9 protein-coding genes are annotated in these 19090 nt (G+C 40.8%); 5 read left to right on the top strand and 4 right to left on the bottom strand.

Going from position 1 to position 19090, the window contains the following annotated elements; all coding sequences use genetic code 11:
* The coding region (locus tag KK060_RS03450; protein WP_254152166.1) for a hypothetical protein at nucleotides 1–521 on the bottom strand (521 nt) is incomplete at its 3' end.
* An 83-nt stretch (nucleotides 522–604) separates the two neighbouring features.
* On the opposite strand from KK060_RS03450, the gene KK060_RS03445 reads away from it, so the two are divergent.
* The 3 genes from KK060_RS03445 to KK060_RS03435 all read left to right on the top strand — a co-directional run bounded on the left by KK060_RS03445 (nucleotide 605) and on the right by KK060_RS03435 (nucleotide 6480).
* Nucleotides 605–1528: a helix-turn-helix transcriptional regulator gene (locus tag KK060_RS03445; RefSeq protein ID WP_254152165.1), complete on the top strand. Its 924-nt coding sequence runs from the start codon at nucleotides 605–607 to the stop codon at nucleotides 1526–1528.
* 354 nt (nucleotides 1529–1882) lie between these two features.
* On the top strand, nucleotides 1883–2149 hold the full coding sequence (locus tag KK060_RS03440; protein ID WP_254152163.1) for a hypothetical protein: 267 nt from the start codon (nucleotides 1883–1885) through the stop codon (nucleotides 2147–2149).
* Nucleotides 2150–2235: 86 nt separating this feature from the next.
* A complete protein-coding gene (locus KK060_RS03435; RefSeq protein ID WP_254152162.1) occupies nucleotides 2236–6480 on the top strand; it encodes a hybrid sensor histidine kinase/response regulator transcription factor in 4245 nt (1414 codons plus the stop codon).
* Between the two features lie 30 nt (nucleotides 6481–6510).
* On the opposite strand, the gene KK060_RS03430 is transcribed toward KK060_RS03435, so the two are convergent.
* The 3 genes from KK060_RS03430 to KK060_RS03420 form a co-directional block, all read right to left on the bottom strand.
* A complete protein-coding gene (locus tag KK060_RS03430) occupies nucleotides 6511–8067 on the bottom strand; it encodes an alpha-N-arabinofuranosidase (protein WP_254152160.1) in 1557 nt (518 codons plus the stop codon).
* A 30-nt stretch (nucleotides 8068–8097) separates the two neighbouring features.
* Complete coding sequence (locus KK060_RS03425; protein WP_254152158.1) at nucleotides 8098–10980, bottom strand: glycosyl hydrolase 115 family protein; 2883 nt, start codon at nucleotides 10978–10980, stop codon at nucleotides 8098–8100.
* A gap of 712 nt (nucleotides 10981–11692) precedes the next feature.
* Nucleotides 11693–12628 carry an NAD-dependent epimerase/dehydratase family protein gene (locus KK060_RS03420; protein ID WP_254152157.1) on the bottom strand — a complete coding sequence of 312 codons (936 nt, stop codon included), beginning with the start codon at nucleotides 12626–12628 and terminating at the stop codon, nucleotides 11693–11695.
* A 1395-nt stretch (nucleotides 12629–14023) separates the two neighbouring features.
* Here KK060_RS03420 and KK060_RS03415 point away from each other — a divergent pair.
* Both KK060_RS03415 and KK060_RS03410 read left to right on the top strand, forming a co-directional pair.
* Entirely contained in the window at nucleotides 14024–17122 is a 3099-nt protein-coding gene (locus KK060_RS03415; RefSeq protein ID WP_254152155.1) for a SusC/RagA family TonB-linked outer membrane protein, read from the top strand.
* Nucleotides 17123–17133: 11 nt separating this feature from the next.
* On the top strand, nucleotides 17134–19089 hold the full coding sequence (locus tag KK060_RS03410) for a RagB/SusD family nutrient uptake outer membrane protein (protein ID WP_254152154.1): 1956 nt from the start codon (nucleotides 17134–17136) through the stop codon (nucleotides 19087–19089).
* Nucleotide 19090 lies beyond the last annotated feature (1 nt).

The following is a 19090-nucleotide window of genomic DNA, read 5'->3' as shown; positions in this document are numbered from 1 at the left end:
AATTCAGCATTGCGCATACGTTCTTCCTCACGAACCCGATCTGCCTCTTCCTGAACCTTTTTCTTCAACTGAAGCGACAGCATTTCACGTTCTCTTTGAATGAGTTGTTCCCGTTCCCGAATACTCATCTCTGCTTTTTCCAGTGCAGTTTTTTCCGCCTGCTCACGAATAAGCTTTTCCCTTTCAAGCAGCTTCCTTTTCATTTCCAAGTCAAGGTTCTCTTCGCGTGACCTGATCTCCATTTCCTTTTGTTGGGCTGCCAAGGCAATAGATTCTAGTTCTTTGAGGCGCGCAAGTTTGAGTTTACGGTCGTTCTCCAGGAGCTGTACCTGACTTCTGTATTTTTCATTTTCCTGCTTTCTAATCATTTCGGCAACGGTCTTTGCATTTGCTTCCAGTTTTCCCTCAAATTCTTTCTCTAACTGTAACCGTATATCATGACCAATTGCATCTTCCGGCGTAAACTTATTTCCGCAATGCGGACATTTTACCAATAATGTTGTTGCTTGTAATGTACTCATATGCAAATTGTTTCGACTAAAGTCAGGGTGCGTTTTGACAAGTAGTGTCAAAGCCAATATTTTGCATCAGAAATTTTTAAATAATGAAAAGAACAGGGTCCAAACGGCAAAAGGAGGAAGCCATTATCCCTCAGGGAAGGTTAATGAGGCTTTTTCAGATTATTGCTGTTTTAAAACAGGGCCGCTGGACCATTCAACACCTTGCTGAAAGATTTGACACGAGCGAAAGGACGGTTTACAGGTATATCCGTTTGCTACAAGAGGTGGATTTCCTGATAGAAAAGGACTTTTATAACAGGTATTTTATTATTACTTCTGAAGATCAACCCACAAATACGCAATTCTCCATAGAAGAAACGAAGCTCATTAAAAAGTTAATACAGAGCGGTACCGACGATAACCCCCTTAAAAATACACTTCTCAAGAAGTTAGCTTTAAACTCAGAGCTAGACTCAATGCCTAGGCTGTTTGTAAAAGTGAGAACTGCAAAGCTTGTTGATGAAATTGCTACCGCGATCCGGAACAAGCATCAGGTCGTCCTGAAGAATTATCATTCTGCCAACAGTAATGAAATCAGAGACAGGCTGGTAGAACCGATCCATTTTGGCGACAACTATCACTCCGTAATGGCTTTAGATACGGGAGACAAAATTTGTAAACAATTTAAACTTGAGCGTATTGGCGAAGTGGTTCAAGTTGAAAAAGCTTACCAGTTTGAAGCGCTCCATCAAAAAACCTCTTCAGACATCTTTGGTTTTACGGGAGATGGCAACATTTGGGTATCTCTTGAATTGAATATGCGCGCTTATCTGCTTTTGCGGGAAGAATACCCTTTGGCGATACCCTACCTTGAAAAAAAGGAAGATAAATATGTGTTCAATGGACCTGTTGCCAATTATGAAGGTATTGGCCGATTTGTTCTGGGGCTTATTGACGAATTGAAGATTATTGGGCCAGATAACTTCAAGGAATTCATCAGTAACAAGATAAACGTGTTTAAGCCTTAAGTTTCAAATTAACACGCTGCATTAGCAGAAGGTTTTATAAATGACTGCTAACACGCATCTGCGTTACTTCATAGAGATGCCATGCTCTGCAACTTGAAGATGTCCTAAAATTAACCCTATATTCTAGCAAACCACATTAATAACTGTTCTGGTAATACCAGGAACATCAAAACGCCACGTATTCGATCCATCCATAATGTCTCAAAATTACCCTTTGATTGTAAGCCAAATCGTTTAGTGTCTCATTCTTCTTACAAATCATTGAAATAATTCATCCTCCTCCCCTACCTGTACCTATAGATTTGATTTAAGCCACTAAGTATTCGGCAGGGAGATTCAGTTACAGCATAGCTTATGAAAAAATCCTTAACACAAATTGACCTTACGGTGCTGGACACGTTAAAACGTTTAGGAAGGAAATCAGCTTTCGAAGTAGCTGCGCTTCTTTCGGACCAATATGATACACTATCCGTGTTAAGAAGTCTCCACCATCTTCTTGATCGGGATCTATTAGTTCGGTACAACATATACGGAGACCGTTATTATCAATTAAACTTCCGAAACGAGGAAAAAATAAAACGCATACTCGACCAAAAGGAAGCAAATCCCAAGGCGGCATAGATAACTGCGCTATAGAAACGGCTTAGGTCAACATAATTAACAGGATTTATGTAAATTCGGTACTATCGCCTGGTTAAGTTCTCTATATGCTGACAACGAATAAAATTGGCTTTTACATAATTGCTCTCGTTATTTTCCTTTCCGGACAAATACATACAATAAACGCTCAAACTTTAACACCCAAGCTCAAACATTTAACTGTTGAGGACGGCCTGTCTCACAACTGGGTGCGAAGTATTATCAAAGACAGCAGAGGATTTATGTGGTTTGGTACTTTTAACGGGCTGAACCGATTTGATGGGCAAAGCTTTAAAGTATACAAAGTTAACAGCGGAAATAACCTGAGTGATAACTTTATTGAATCACTGGCAGAAGACCAGTTGGGAAATATATGGGTAGGAACTTTTAGCGGAGGATTAAATTTATTCAACCGAGAAACAGAACAGTTCACAAACTTCATTCACAACTCCTCAGATCCCAATAGTATAAGCGGAAATAAAATATATTCAATTTATCCTGACCGGGATAAAAACCTTTGGATAGGTACAGATGGTGGACTTGACCGGTTCGATTATAAAACGAAAACATTTAAGCACTATAAAAACAAGCCTGGCAATCCTCACTCTATCGCCGAAGGTGCTATTACCGCTTTATACAAGGACCATGAAGGGAATCTATGGATTGGAACTGACAAGGGACTAAACATTCTTGACAATAAAGAAAATAGGTTCAGGCATTTTGTTAAGCGTGAGCGTAACAACAACGGTTTAACACACAACTATGTTAAATCAATTTTTGAGGATAAGTATGGAAATATTTGGATAGGCACCTGGGGAGGAGGCCTGAATCGTTTTGATAAAGACACTGAAACCTTTGAACACTTCACTACACAAAACTCGGAGTTAAATAACGACGGCATATTATGGCTAACGGGTGACAATGAAGGACATGTATATATTGGCACCGAAGGTGGTGGTTTAAATATATTCAACATCGAGACAAAAACGCTCACCGCTCTTAACTCTGATATTGAGCACGAAGAAGGGCTTAAAAGCAATTCCATTCATACATTATACTATGACACAAACAGCGGCATCCTGTGGTTAGGAAGCTACAATGGAGGCATCAGCTATTTCAGCAAGTGGGATAAACCTTTCATTCATCACAAAGCGCGAAAGCATGGGCTTAGTGATAATCATATCACTTGTATAACAGAAGACAAAAATGAAAACCTTTGGATTGGAACAGATGGCGGAGGGGTAAATTTCATCAATCGCCATACTGGCGTATACAAATACTACCAGCATCAGAAAAATGACAACAACAGCATTCTTAACAATGCGGTGTTATCCATGTTATGTGACAGTAAAAACAATATCTGGATCGGCACCTTTAATGGAGGTCTTGATAAGCTGGATGTGAAAATCAATAAGATACAACACTTCCTGTATGATCCTGAAAGTTCGTCTGGCCTAGCTGGCCGACACGTGAGTGCGATTTATGAAGACAAACGCGGCAACCTCTGGGTTGGAACAATGACAGGCGGCCTTCATCTCTTCAATAATAAGAACAATACCTTTACCAGGTTTCAGCATGACCCTACCAATCCGAAGAGCATAATTGATGACTTTATCATAGGCATTAGTGAGGATAGCCAGGGTGGTCTTCTTGTGCAAACAGGCAAAGGGTTGGATGCATTTGATTACAGGACAAAGACATTTGAACGATTCGGGACAAGCTATGGTGTTAACTTTGATGTTCCTTCTGTTGTATTGGAAGATTCACAGAACAATTTATGGATAGGATCGCAGGAGTTAGGATTATTTAAGATCACGAGGCCATCAAACAAGCTATCCGTGTATACGATTAAAGACGGCTTGCCGAGCAACAACATATCAGGGTTATTGGAAGACAATGCGGGTAACTTATGGATAAGTACTTTTAAAGGACTTTGTAAGTTTGAAAATGCGATAACGAGTACATCTGCTGAAGCAAAATTTCAAATCTATTCTGTTGAAGACGGTTTGCAAGGAACTGAGTTTAAACCCGGAGCCTTCTGCAAAAGAAGAAACGGAAACATGGTATTTGGTGGACAAAATGGTTTTAACGAGTTTAACCCCAGCAGTATTAAAGCAAATCCTTTTATCCCACCTGTTAAAATTACTGGCTTTAAAATCTTTAATAAAGATGTCGTTTACGGCAAAAGTGAAGTACTGAAAACACCGGTTAGTGAATTAAAGAAGATAACACTAACAGCAGATGAATCAGTCTTTACTTTTGAATTTTCTGCTTTGAATTACATACATGCAGAAAAAAATCAATATGCCTACAAACTAGAAAACTTTGATAAAGACTGGAATTACGTCGGCAGTCAAAGCAGTGCTACTTACACTAACCTCGATGCTGGCGATTATATTTTTAAAGTAAAAGCCTCTAACAACGATGGCGTATGGAATGAGAACGGTGTAACGCTTGCAGTGACTGTTCTGCCTCCCTGGTGGAATTTGCTGTGGTTTAAGTTTTTGATTACTTGCTTTATCATTGGCACGGCCATAACATATTACAAGCTCCGTACCTATCAACTCAAACAAAACAAAAAAGAACTTGAGCACCAGGTGCAGGTTAGAACGTCGGCGCTGCAACAAGCCAATAAGGTTATTGAAGAACGGCATGAAGAAATACGTGCCCAGAATGAATCATTGATTCAAAAGAACCTGGAACTTGAGAAGCAGGCAACAGAAATAAAACGGCTGGCCGAGGAAATTAAAGAATTAAATGAAGCAAAACTCAAGTTCTTCACCAATATCTCTCACGAACTAAGAACTCCCCTTAACCTCATCATCTGGCCACTTGAGGACATGCTTCAAAAGAAAGTAGCGCAGGAACAGCTTGAAGAGAAGTATAACCTGATGCATAAAAATGCCACACGGCTTATTAAACTTATTAATCAACTTCTTGATTTCCGAAAAATTGAAACTGGAAGTCTTGAACTTAAACTAACTTATAAAAACATAGTACAATCCATCCATGAGATTTTCAATTCCTTCCAGGACTGGGCTTATCGCTCACGCATTCACTACAGTTTAGAGACAAACGTCTCCCAGCTTTTCATGCATTACGATGAAGACACGCTTGAGAAGATTATCACCAACTTGCTCTCAAATGCATTTAAGCATGTAAAAGAAGATGGCGCAATTAAAGTAAGCATAGAATTAAAAATAACAGATGAGAAGGGCAAAGGCAGATTGCTAATTGCTGTCAGAGATAACGGAGAAGGTATACCTGAAGCACAAATGCCTTATATCTTCAACAGATTTTACGAAGGCACTCCGGCAAAAATACCAGGCAGTGGTATAGGTCTTGCCCTGGTGAAAGAGCTTGTTGAATTGCATCAAGGTGAGATCAGTGTATTAAGCGAAGTCGGCAAAGGTAGCACCTTTGAAATCAAACTCCCTGTGGACCTGCAAGCAGAAATAAATAATGTTCTTCCCCAACGAATTACACTTGCTGAGCAGAATTTTGAGGATAATGAACCCGAACAGCTTTACGTCACTTCTCAGGGAACAATAGATACTTTGCCCATCATTCTGGTTGTTGACGACAATGAAGACATCCGAAATTACATTAGCAGAAAGCTCGGCAGTTTATACCATGTAGAAGTTTCTGCAGATGGAAAGGAAGGTATAGAAAAAGCGCTTGATATAATTCCCGATATCATCATCAGCGATATCATGATGCCTGAGAAAGATGGCTTTGAACTTTGCCAGCGACTAAAATCAGATGAAAGGACAAGCCATGTACCCATTATACTACTTACTGCAAGGTCTGGAGATGAAGCACAACTTAAGGGGCTGACTATTGGTGCGGATGATTACCTAACCAAACCTTTTAAACTCGATATACTCCAACTCAAGATTAAAAACATCTTATTCACAAGACAAAAGCTTAAGCAACAGTTTACTAAAAATCCTCACTATATTCCTGACAACACCCAGGTTTCTTCCGCAGATGAAGCCTTTCTTAAAAAGGCCGTAGCTGTTATTGAAGAGAATCTTGACAACTCAGATTTTGACGTTGAGCGTTTTAGCGAGTACTTTAACATGAGCAGGCGGAACGTGCTTAGAAAATTAAAAGGTATTACTGGCCTTTCAATCAATGAGTTTATCAAAAACATCCGGCTAAAAGAAGCTTATAAACTTCTGTTACAAGGAGATCTAAATGTTGCAGAGGTAGCGTATTCGGTAGGATTCAATGACCAGAAATATTTCAGCAAGTGTTTTAAAGAGCATTTCGGAAAGCTCCCATCAGAGTTAAATCAAAGGCTTGCGTAGGTGATCTACGCAAGCCTTAGGTGAGCCAATTTATTTTAATTCAAGAACAACAACAGAAACTGGTGGTAACTTCACCGTTAATACGTTGTTCTTAAGTTGTGCCCCTTTAAATGGAGCTGGTTTTATTTTCTCCGGATTCTCAAAAGTATTATGATCTGTAACCTGGGCTGATGTTAAGATCCTGCCTTGTACAGTCTTAGCTGCAATATCAGAAAGACTGATAGAGATTTCCTGTGAATTTTTTAGATCTATATTGACAAGACTGATATGGCTCACGCCCTTATTGTCAACGGAAGCAGATACCGATACCGCAGGCAATTTTTCGTTCTTCACCGTATAATCATTTGATTTTAGTGTAACAGGAAGAAGCTGTGCATCCTGATGTACTTTATACATCTCCATTACATGGTAAGTAGGTGTTAACAGCATTTTTTCTTTATCTGTTAAAATTACTGCCTGTAGCACGTTTACTGTTTGTGCCAGATTCGCCATCCTCACCCTTTCAGCATGGTTGTTGAAGACATTTAAAGTAGTACCAGCTATCATCGCGTCGCGCATTGTATTTTGTTGATAAAGAAACCCTGGATTCGTTCCGGGCTCTACATCATACCAACCACCCCACTCATCCACAATCAACGCAACTGCTTTCTTAGGGTCGTATTTATCCATAATTGCAGAGTGCTTGGTTACCAACTCCTCCATTTTTAAAGTCTCCTTCATGGTGCTGAAGTATTGCTCTTCAGTGAAGCCAGTAGCAGGGCCTTTATTATTCCAATCAATAACAGCATAGTGATGAAGAGCTACACCTTCCAACATTTTAGTTGGTATATCGCGCATTAAAACTTCTGTCCAGCGGTAGTCGTCAGAAGCCGCTCCTGAGGCAATCCTGAAAACTTTTGCATCATTGCTCCATCCGGTCATAAACGTAGCATACTGTCTATAAATATTTGCATACCACTCCGCAGTCATGTTACCGCCACAACCCCATGCTTCATTACCTACACCCCAATACTTTACGTTCCATGGCTTTTCTCTCCCATTCTGCTTGCGAAGCAAAGACATTGGGCTTTCCGATTCATAATTTACATATTGTACCCAGTCCGCAACGTCTTGCACAGAACCGCTTCCTACATTGGCAGCAAGATAGGGCTCTGCTCCCAAAGCCTCGCAGAGATCAAGAAAATTATGGGTACCAAAACTGTTATCTTCACGAACTCCACCCCACCATACATTTACAATAGAGGGACGTTTATCTTTTGGTCCTATCCCATCTTTCCAATGATATGTATCGGCGAAACATCCGCCGGGCCATCTCAGATTTGGTATATTTAATTTTTTTAAAGCCTCTATTACATCTTTTCGTACACCTTTTTCATGAGGAATACTGTTGTTATCCTCACCAACAAAAAGACCACCGTAAATACCTTTACCTAAGTGCTCAGCAAAATGGCCATAGATATGCTTGTTGATGGTTACAGGTGAAGCAGCCTTTTGAATACGAATCTCATTTTTTGTTTGAGCGTATGAAATTGAAGTCAATAAAAGAAGAAGAAAGGCATAATTTAAAAATGATACAATTCTTGTCATAGTTTATAGGATTCGGGTAATTGTTTAATACTACTTCTTAAAATTAAAAAAACTTTCCGGCGGTCCAAGATAACTTTGCTTCGCACCCCCACAATCTATTACTATCTTTTGAAGTACCAGTGCCGGATCTACCATCATGAACTTAAGGGTATGCAGGCCAGGTGTATTAATATTATGCTCTGATTTTATGATCCGGATGTTATCCTTTACGGATTCTCCCCACACTTTCTGTGTTTCATTTTCATGTACGTTAATTACCCGCGGCACTTCATTGTCAAATCCAATCGCATACTTTAAGCCGCCTTGTTGTTTAAAATCAATTGTAGGAGAAAAGTAACAGTAGACAGTAACCTTACCCTGAGAGGTAAACTCAACAGGATAATGAAGTTGAGGACTACCTTCTCCCGGAACCTGTGCGGATACGTTAACCGGAAAAGGTGTAACGCCTGAAAGCGTACGGCCATGGCCTGGTAGCACTTGCCATGTAATTCCATTTGTATTCACCGCATTTTTAAAATGCTCGGCCTCTATGGAAACATACCCATTGGCCTCGACAAACCCATTCACCACTTTTTTGTCGCGCCCCTTTACATTATTGATAGAGGCATATACTATTTCTTCCAGCCCCTGTGTTTTAATTTTCAAAGGCACCTTTGTTTGCTCTTTTGGTGCTTTAGACCAATCTACTGAAATAATAATACGTTGCTGCTTATCAACTTTGCCTTTACCAGGTTCTGCCTTTACCCATGCGTTATTGTTATCAATGGTAAATTCAAAGGGTACAGATCCTCGGTTAAAAATCTCGACATATGTATTCCTGTTATCAAAAGGATTCAGCGCAGGAAGTACATTATCCATATCAGAAGATACAATAACTTTTTCAGAGCCTTCAATTGCAATGGCCATGCCCGCTGTAGATGGAAGATCAATTCTCTTCACTTCGGGCATTATATTCTTTCCAAAGTCATCGTGCCATCCCTTATAACCAATGTGATGCTGATCCATCATGTGGTTCCATTTACCCGACGCCATCTTTTCGTTGTAGTACTTTGTTAATTCTGCATCCATAGCAAACAATCTTTCAGCTCTATCCGCCAGTTCGTTTGTTAATGCCCTACCCTGTTTCGCATATAAATGATTTAACCGCACTGTATAGTACAACTCATTCAAATTAGCACAAGCTTTTACAGGATATAGTATCAATTGGTAGTACGCATCTTTGAATTCCTTCGGCAGCTGATCATAAATTTGCTGAGCACGAACAGCGAGGTAATTATACTCCTCAACTATACGCTCTGCCTCTCTGTAGTTTATAAGACTGTATAAGTTGGGACTAAAAGAATCCGGCCCTAACAGTTCGGGTTTTCTTCTGCCATTGTATTTGGTATACAAGGTCATGATATCTGCTATATCTTTCGCATATTGCCTGCCAAACTCACGTTCAGCCCGCAGTTCTGTATAGTGTTGAAGTTTGTCATGAGGCCATGCATCAGGAGACCATGCGTAGTCGAGAAAGAATTCAATGGGAAATTCCATGGGCTTGATGTCGCCCACATTCACAATCCATATTTTATCAACTCCATATTGGTGAGCCAAATGCATTTGCTCCCATACACGCTGAATAGGATTGGTGTTGAGCCACTTGTAATTTCTGGGTCCGCCTACATAATCATAATGATAATAGATACCATAGCCACCAGGATGTGCTTTCTCTTTCAGGTTAGGAAGTTTGCGCAGGTTTCCCCAGTTATCATCACACAGAAGCAACGTAACATCTTCAGGAACACGCATGCCCCTGTCATAGTATTCCTGAACCTCTTTGTAAAGTGCCCATACCTGTGGTATTGTTGAAACATCTTTCCCTGTCTCTTTATTTAATATCTGGCGCTGGTCATTTACAATGCGCTGCAGTAATGAAATATTACTTTCTTCCGACATAGGCTCATCACCATCACCACGCATAGCCAGGGTAACGATGCTTTCATAATTTCCCATGCGCCTGATTCCCTCTCTCCAAAATTCCCTCAATGTAGAATCATTTGTATTGTAGTCCCATTTTCCCTTGCCGGACCTTTGCCATTCTACATGGGCACGCATCATGGGTTCATGATGTGATGTGCTAATTACTACACCATATTCATCTGCTAATTTTGGATTGAGAGGATCTTCCGTATAAAAACTTTGTCCCCACATAGCAGGCCAAAGGAAGTTTCCCTTCAGGCGAAGGATAAGCTCAAAAACTTTAACATAAAACTTGCTGTTGAAACCTCCAAAGTTTTCACGCACCCATCCGCCTAATGCAGGTTGTTCATCATTAATAAAAATGCCGCGATACTTCACAGCAGGCTCGCCTTTGGTGTGTCTTCCCGGAAGTATATAAATATCCTTATGCTTATCAACAGGCACGTCGGCCCACCAGCTCCATGGTGAAACTCCTATCTGCTGAGCCAGATCATATACACCGAAAATTGTACCGCGCTTGTCACTTCCTGCAATAACCAAGGCACGCTCCACGCCAGGCATAGGCGCCTCTATGGTTTCAATGATAAAGGTCTCCCACTTACCCTGTACATCACTTACAACAAGTTTTTTCTTATTGATCAGCTCATCGATGACCGGGCTCTTCCCTATTGTACCAACCAGAACGATGAGCTTATCAGCAGAAACACCATTAACAAGTGCTGGCATTTTCCCTGTAACATGTTGTACATCCGTTCTCAGATCATTCACTGCTTTAACAACACCCGAATAATCCTGATCACTTACATACAATGAAACAGGAACTCCATTAGCAGCAAAAGGAAAATAGCTTTTGTTTTTCGAAAAGGTAACATAAGGTTTGTCGTCAACGCTAAAAGCTTCAATTGAACATAGCATTGATAGAAGAATGATAATTGCAGGAATGATTCTCATTTTAGTTTTAGTATTGCAACACAATGCTATAATTATAAAATGTAATGATGGCATGAAACTTTCCTTATGAATATTCTAATTGAATTCTAATAGAAATCATCGCCATTTTTAAAAGTATATATTATTTGTAAAAAAATAAGAACTTCACCAGAATATAGTAGACATAAGTTGTCAACACTGAAGGACGAATGCCTACTCTTTATCATTGCCTGTCGGGGCCAATACTCAATACGTCCATTCAGACGCTTAAAGGAGATGTTGCGGTTCTTGCGGTTTTTCTCCGCCCTGGCTATAGCCAACATTCTTATGCAACAAGTTGCATTGAATATAATGCCAGATAGTTTCCACATAGCTTCGGAATAAATTCTGCCAGCATCCGAAGAAGACTTGTGTTTTAAAGTCAACCGGCCGGGGACCATTTTTTTGAAAGTAATAGTGTTGTATTACGGTTTACACCTGTTCGTCTCTTTTAATAATGAGGAACGAAAAATAAAAATGGTTTTGTGATACACTCCTATACATTTTAATACTCTTCCTATACACTATTAATACTTCACGTATACACATAGCATACACCCTGTATACTTATAGCATGCTTTCAGCTTGATGCATGCGTGGCATGTTTCCTGCAAAAGAGGAATACATGGACAATTTCGGAATAAAGGGATGTTAAGGTTGGCTGACAGAACTGCTGGCAAAAGAAGGGCCTTTTTTACCGCCCAGCCCTCTTCAAACTTTCAACAAGTATTCTTATACCATCTTTAGGCGTTGTTGCCTCAATACCAAATCGCTTTTCGAATTTTGTGCTATCGAAAATATAGTCTTGTTCGTTTTGGTAATTCATCTCAGGAAGTTCCTTCATTACCGGTATAAACAACCCAAGCATCTTTATCAACCACATGGGTACAGCTTGAATTTTAACCTCTACCTTTAGTTCATCAGCAATCAATTGAATCCATTGCAGATTCGTGATTTTTTCTTTTGTTGTCGGAACATGCCACACCTGGTTATATGCATCTATTGTATTTCCAAGTAACGCTGTTGCCTTCGCCGCATCAGGTGTATAGGTGTAGGTATGCACTTTGTTTAAGTCGCCTAATACTTGTGCCTTTTTTCCTTTTGAAAGATTATCAACAACCAACATATTCAAGACACTATTCTTATTATCCGGGCCGTAGAAATCAGCTGCCCTGGCTATAAGCGCAGTTAATGTCTTCTTCTCTACTTCATGCATGATCATCTCGTGCAATTGTTGCCTTATCGCTCCTTTTTTACTTGGCGCATGAACAGGAGAAGTTTCAGTCATAAAAGGTATGGCTGATTTATCATACATATACACGTTATCAAAGAAGACCAGTTTGGCGTTATACTTTATGCATGCGTTAATAACCTCTTTTAAAAAACGTGGCCAAATGTTTTGCCATACACTTAACTTATATGGAAAGCCAATAACAACATATACAACCTCACTCCCTGCAATTGCTTTGTCAATCTGGGTTAGATCATTTACATCCATTGGGTAAAGTTCATCTGTGTCATTTACCTTTTTTGGATTTCTGCTTACCAGTCGAATTTTATTGGTATACTTCTTTAATTCTTTGGCTAATGGAATTCCGATCGCTCCTCCTGATCCTAGTATTGTTTGCATGTTGAATGTTAAATATGTGACGGGTAATATATATAGTACGTAATTAGAGTCGTTTCAGAAGATAGATTTATTTTAATTTCAACGTTCTTTTACGAGCGCCAACTTTGTTAGTCTAATACATGAGGAATTGAAAGTATTCCAACAACGCCGCTAAAGCCATGCTGTTCGAAGTTATGACAAAGCCCAAACGCAGCTTTATGATTTTGAATGAACTTTAATGAATGGCCATGAACGTGATATTTTGCAATTGATGTTGAATGATGTCTTTGCCTTCCATTGCCAGTATAATGGGGGGCGCTTCGGTGGGTATTCGGTCGGGCTTCGTTTACTATTCCTAATCCTTTTCCTTAAGGAGAAGGGAACAGTACCGGAATGAAGTGCTACTCTATTCGACCGTTTTATTCGGCAAGTGTAGTGTAAACCTAAAAACGTTGACACGTTGATCCACTAATATATTCCTTGGCACTTCAAAGATGATTAAGTAAAAAAGTAAGGAAGAGAAAGACCTGCCGAATGAGCATGATGTGCTTATTTAGAATTTGCAGCCTAAGGTACAAGCGGACGCTTGCGCCAACGAGACGATGAGCCTTGAGTTTTTTTTAACTATTCTATCCCTATCGTAAGGCTATCTTATCTCTATGGTATGGCTATTCCTGGCTACGTCTGGCTATTCCTGGCTATCTCTGGCTACTTAGTCCTTCTTATGCCTTCTTAGTCCTATATATCTCTATCAATACCTCTGAATATCTCATGTAAACTTTTTGTTTTAACGGGGAGTGAGCTGTCCGGCTCAAGAATTACTTTAAAGTGCCTTTACAGACCATATTTGCAATCGGTTGCAACATGATGAGCGACTTCTCCGCGGCAGGTAGTATTTAATGCCCTTGATGTATCCTATAAATTAAAAAGGCAAGCTGATTAAAAGGTAATTTATTAAAGGGATTAAAAAGTTTGCGGTTTATACAAACTATCGATCCATCTATAGGGAATTTTTTAGTCCAATTCCCACCAATTGCAACGAACTAATTTGATTTAAGAACAAACTAAACGAAGTTTTTTGGAAAAACTTTGCAAAATTATTGCAATCGGTTGCAATTCTTAATTCTAACTTTCATCTTAGTAAATCTTTTCAAGGGAAAACGATTGAACGGGCTGGGAAAACGTGTTCGTTGACCTCCTTTTGAGTTTATCCTTTGTGGGAGCTTTACGTCGTTTTGTTACACTTAAAGTCGCTTTATGCTAAGTTCTTTACTTATTTCTGTAGTCCAAACAATTCATGTGCACTTAAAAACCAAGTGCTCTATTCGCATTGCCTGTGTCATCACAACATCGCGGGTTCAAGTGCCAGCTTTATAATTCCTTTATATAACTACAAATCCATATCCCTATTTTTTTATGAAAAAAATAATACTACGATTGATTGCTGTCGACGACGGGAGGCGTGCAAAGCGCTTCTATGTTGGGGCAGCCCTTGCGCTGTTAATGTTTTTGCCGGCCATTGCCTTTTCTCAAATTGCTGTGAGCGGTACTGTTACTGATGAGGCTGGTACAGGTTTGCCAGGCACTAATGTACTAGTGAAAGGATCTAATAGCGGTGTTACTACAGATGTTAATGGAAAGTATACCATCGATGTACCAAATGCAAATGCCGTTCTCGTATTTTCCTTTATTGGTTATGAGACCCAAGAAGTTGCCATAGGTACGAGATCTGTAGTAGACGTTAGCCTGGTGCCTAGTCTCCAATCGCTCACTGAGATTGTTGTTGTAGGTTATGGTGTTCAGCGTGAAGAAGCGGTAACAGGTTCTGTTGCGTCCATAAAAGGTGATATGATGCGCGACGTTCCTGCAGCTAACATTTCACAAGCGTTACAAGGACGTTTGCCCGGAGTAGAATTTGCACAAACATCTTCACAGCCAGGTGCTGCCATGCAGATTCGTATTCGTGGTTCGCGTTCACTTAATGCAAGTAACGACCCCCTGATTGTACTTGACGGTATTCCTTTCCCAGGATCAATCGGTGACATCAACCCAAATGATATTAAGAGTGTTGACATCCTGAAGGATGCTTCGGCAACTGCTATTTATGGCTCTCGCGGTGCCAACGGTGTTATATTGGTAACAACCAATAGAGGACAAAAGGGCAAGGCCACAGTAAGCTATAATGGCTTTCATGGTATTAAGACGGTTTTCGCAGAATATCCGATGATGAGCGGTCCTGAATTTGTTGCCCTTCGCCAGGCAGCTGGTATGTATAGTAATTCTTTGGATGAATCCAATGATGTAAACACCAATTGGCAAGACAAGCTGTACAGAACTGGTATGATGACAAGCCATGACGTTGGCGTTTCAGGTGGCACTGACAATGGAAATTACAACTTCAATGCAGGTTACTTTGAAGATGAAGGTGTAGTGCCAACACAGCAGTATAAACGTTACTCGATGCGTGGTGCTCTTGATCAGGGTGTTGGTGAATATTTTCGTTTTGGTTTTACAACAAACAACAACTACAGCATTACGGAAGGCTCTAACATAGGATTGTATGGTGTTTTAAGCATGTCCCCTATTGCTAATCCGTATAATGCCGATGGCACATTAAAAAGAACCATACGCATGCCGTTGGATGAGCAATGGCTATATACCAGAGATGTGGTTGAAGATTTAAGTGATCGTTGGTTAAATCAAACCAGGGCCATTGGAACATATAATACAATATATGGAGAAGTAAAAATTCCAGGTGTAGAAGGATTAAAATACCGTGCTAACCTTGGCTTAAACTATCGTCAGAGTAACAATGGAGCATTTACAGGAGCAGGGATAACCAGTGCGACTCCAACAACGCCCTCAACCGCTACTATTATTAACGAGCACACTACTGACTGGACAATTGAAAACCTGTTGACTTATGATCGTACTTTTGCAGGAAAGCACCAAATCAATGCAGTAGCATTATATTCTGCTTCAGAAACGCAGTACAATAAATCCGAGATTTCGGCAAGAGATATTCCTGCCGAAGTGTTCCAATTCTATAACCTTGGACAAGCTTCCGGTGAAATTACGGTTGATCCTGCTCGTCAAGATTATTGGAAGAGCGGTTTAACATCGTGGATGGGACGCGTAATGTATTCTTACGACGATCGCTATTTGATTACCGCTACTGTGCGTTCAGATGCTTCTTCAAGACTTGCAGAAGGACATAAGTGGCATACATACCCTGCGGTATCCGTGGGCTGGAATTTAGGAAGAGAAGCATTTATGAATGAGGTTGACTTTTTGAATATGTTAAAAGTACGCGTGGGATACGGACAAACTTCCAATCAGTCTATCGCACCTTATGCAACATTGGGACGTCTTGCAACAAGACCTTACAACTTTGGTCCTGATTCATACGCTTACGGACAGTATTTAAATGAATTACCTAATCCCGAGTTAGGATGGGAGTACTCAGAAACATGGAACTATGGCGTTGACTTCTCTTTATTCAACGACAGACTTACTGGTACGGCAGAGTACTACGTAACCAACACCAATGACCTTCTGCTTAACGTGAACCTGCCTAATACAACAGGGGTAACAAGTTATACTGCGAATATTGGAAAGACCAGAAATAAAGGTATAGAGCTCTCACTTAATGGTGTGATCCTTAACAATGTTAATGGCTGGACATGGGAAGCTGGTATTAACATCTATGGAAACCGAAATGAGCTTGTAGCGCTTGCTTCTGGTGCACAACGCGATGAAAACAACTGGTGGTTTGTAGGTCATCCTATTGATGTTATCTATGATTATGAAAAAATAGGACTGTGGCAAGAAGAAGACCCATATAGGAACATTCTTGAGCCAGGAGGAAATGCAGGTATGATTAAAGTGAAGTACACGGGTACTTACAATGCCGATGGTTCTCCTACACGCGCTATCGGTCCTGCTGACAGACAAATTCTCAATGTTAATCCTGACTTCCAAGGTGGCTTTAATACACGTGTATCGTATAAAGGATTTGATCTGAGTGCAGTTGGTGCATTTAAGAGCGGTGGTATTCTAATTAGTACGCTTTACTCGTCATCAGGATATCTTAACATGCTAAACGGACGTAGGGGCAACGTAAAGGTTGACTACTGGACACCAGAGAACACGGATGCGAAGTACCCTAAGCCAGGCGGTGTTGCTAGCAGCGACAATCCGAAGTACGGAAGTACGTTAGGTTATTTTGATGCGTCTTATCTCAAGATACGGACGATCTCTCTCGGCTATAACTTTAACAATAATAGCTGGCTGCAAAATGCCGGGGTTGATAAGCTCCGCGTTTACTTCACTGTACAGAACCCGTTTGTCATGTTCTCGCCTTATCATAAGGAATCCGGTATGGATCCAGAAACCAACTCATTCGGTAATGAGAACGCTGCGGTGACTACTACATATCAGCGTCGTTTGTTGACGTTGGGTACAAATGCGCCTTCAACGCGTAACTTCTTGGTTGGTGTTAACTTCACATTTTAAAAAGGACAATAATGAAACGTAAACGTATAAAAGCTTTTATTGGAACAGCGCTGATGACGATGTTCCTGCTGGCTTGCTCTGACATTTTAGAAGAACAGCCCCGTAGTACTTATGAACCTGCTTTTCTCCAAACCGAAAGAGGTATCTATAATGGAATAAACTCACAGTATGCTCATTTGCGCTATATTTTCGGGCAGGCCTATTATTATAATACCTGTCTTACAGGTACCGATGAAATTACCTATGCACAAAGTGCGGATGAAAACTTCAAAGTAATGGATATAAGCGGCCAGGGTGAAATTACGCCCGCTAATAGCCGTGCCGATGTGTTGTGGGGAGCAGCCTTCTCTAACATTAATACAGCCAGCGGTATTATAGAAAATGCTGAAGTATTAGCGACAATTCCAGCTGCCGTTGTAGCAGAAGCAAGGTTCTTCCGTGCGTTTGATTATTTTATGCTCGTGCAGACATTTGGAGGGGTACCTTTGGATTTAGGTGCAGGTGAATTGAAGTTTAATACAAACATCGTGAGAACTTCTGTTCGTAATACAGTACCTGAAGTTTATACAAAGGCCATTTTTCCTGATCTTTTAGCAGCAATTAATGATCTACCCGTTAACGGTCGTGTTACTGGTGGTGTAACAAAGACAGTTGCGCGACTTTACCTGGCAAAAGCTTATCTGACGTATGCGTGGTGGCTTGAAAATCCAAAGGGCATTCCTACATATCCCGAAACTCCGCGAACAGATCCTGACGGACATAATGCGCAATGGTATTTCCAGCAGGCATATGATGTAGCTGCAGCAGGCATTGACAATCCTGGTCCTTTCCGTTTAATGGATACCTACTATGATGTTAACGTGGGAACAAACGACCGTAACGCTGAAATTTTGTTGTATGCTGATCATACGGAATCAAGCCAGTTTTATAATGGTTCCAGCCTTACCTACAGCAACGGCGAGGCACCGGAAAACTTTGCAGGCTGGATGATGACATGGAACTATACCGAAATTAGAAGTGCTTCCAAAGCAGATGGAACAGAACCTGTAAGTTCAGTACAACGTGAAGCTGCCCAGGCACTAGGTCGTCCGTGGACACGGATGAGCCCTACAATCGGTGCCATTGAGAATACTTTTGCTGACAAGACTCAAGACTCACGATACGATGGTACTTTTGTTACCGTTTTTCGTGGTAACTGGCCTAAAGGTGGTGTTAAGAATGCTGTGTTATACAATGCCAACAACTTACCGGTTAACCCTGGTGATCCGATACTTACTTTCCTGAATGAGGAGCCAGGTACCCCGATTACATATCCAAATAACGGAGGTAGTAGTAATATTGGGGCCGGTACACTACCAGGAAGAGCGGATTATGTAATATCACCTCGTGGTATAAGCAGATTAACCTATCCTGGACTTTGGAAGCTTGGCCCTTACCGTACCGACAATGGTAGCGGATTAGGACAACCAAATGCTGCAAGTACCCGTCCTTTCAATATTGCGAAATTCTCTGAGTTATACTTTATAGCTGCTGAAGCTGCTGTTAAGGGAGCTGTAACACAAGCAGGAAAAAGTGCCAGAGAGCTGATCAATGTTATCCGTGCCCGTGCTGGTAAATGGCGTTGGGATAATAACGGAAATACAACGAAGATAGCTGACCATAGCGCCGATCTTGTAAATGCTACACCTGCAGTGTTAGACGTCGACTATATTCTTGCAGAGCGTTCTCGTGAATATTTTGGAGAAGGTTATCGCTGGTACGATCTGATCCGTACGCAAAAGTGGGAAGAGCTGGCTTCTACTTATGAAATCGGTGGAACGGCTAAGGGAGCTCATACGCCTGCAACGGTAACGCGCAGTATTAAACCGCATCACTACCTCCGCCCTATCCCGCAACGCCAGCTCGATGCGTTGAACATGAGCGCTGCAGAGAAGGCGGCTTACCAAAACCCTGGGTATAATAATTAAG

It is taken from the genome of Chryseosolibacter indicum (assembly GCF_018598585.1).
In the GTDB taxonomy this organism is placed as follows: domain Bacteria; phylum Bacteroidota; class Bacteroidia; order Cytophagales; family Cyclobacteriaceae; genus Chryseosolibacter; species Chryseosolibacter indicus.
This window is presented reverse-complemented; position numbering and strand designations above follow the sequence as displayed.

Bases quoted from the DNA above. Each gene is read 5' to 3' on its own strand.
- KK060_RS03445 (WP_254152165.1), top strand. From the start codon at position 605: ATGAAAAGAACAGGGTCCAAACGGCAAAAGGAGGAAGCCATTATCCCT.
- KK060_RS03440 (WP_254152163.1), top strand. From the start codon at position 1,883: ATGAAAAAATCCTTAACACAAATTGACCTTACGGTGCTGGACACGTTA.
- KK060_RS03435 (WP_254152162.1), top strand. From the start codon at position 2,236: ATGCTGACAACGAATAAAATTGGCTTTTACATAATTGCTCTCGTTATT.
- KK060_RS03430 (WP_254152160.1), bottom strand. From the start codon at position 8,067: ATGACAAGAATTGTATCATTTTTAAATTATGCCTTTCTTCTTCTTTTA.
- KK060_RS03425 (WP_254152158.1), bottom strand. From the start codon at position 10,980: ATGAGAATCATTCCTGCAATTATCATTCTTCTATCAATGCTATGTTCA.
- KK060_RS03420 (WP_254152157.1), bottom strand. From the start codon at position 12,628: ATGCAAACAATACTAGGATCAGGAGGAGCGATCGGAATTCCATTAGCC.
- KK060_RS03415 (WP_254152155.1), top strand. From the start codon at position 14,024: ATGAAAAAAATAATACTACGATTGATTGCTGTCGACGACGGGAGGCGT.
- KK060_RS03410 (WP_254152154.1), top strand. From the start codon at position 17,134: ATGAAACGTAAACGTATAAAAGCTTTTATTGGAACAGCGCTGATGACG.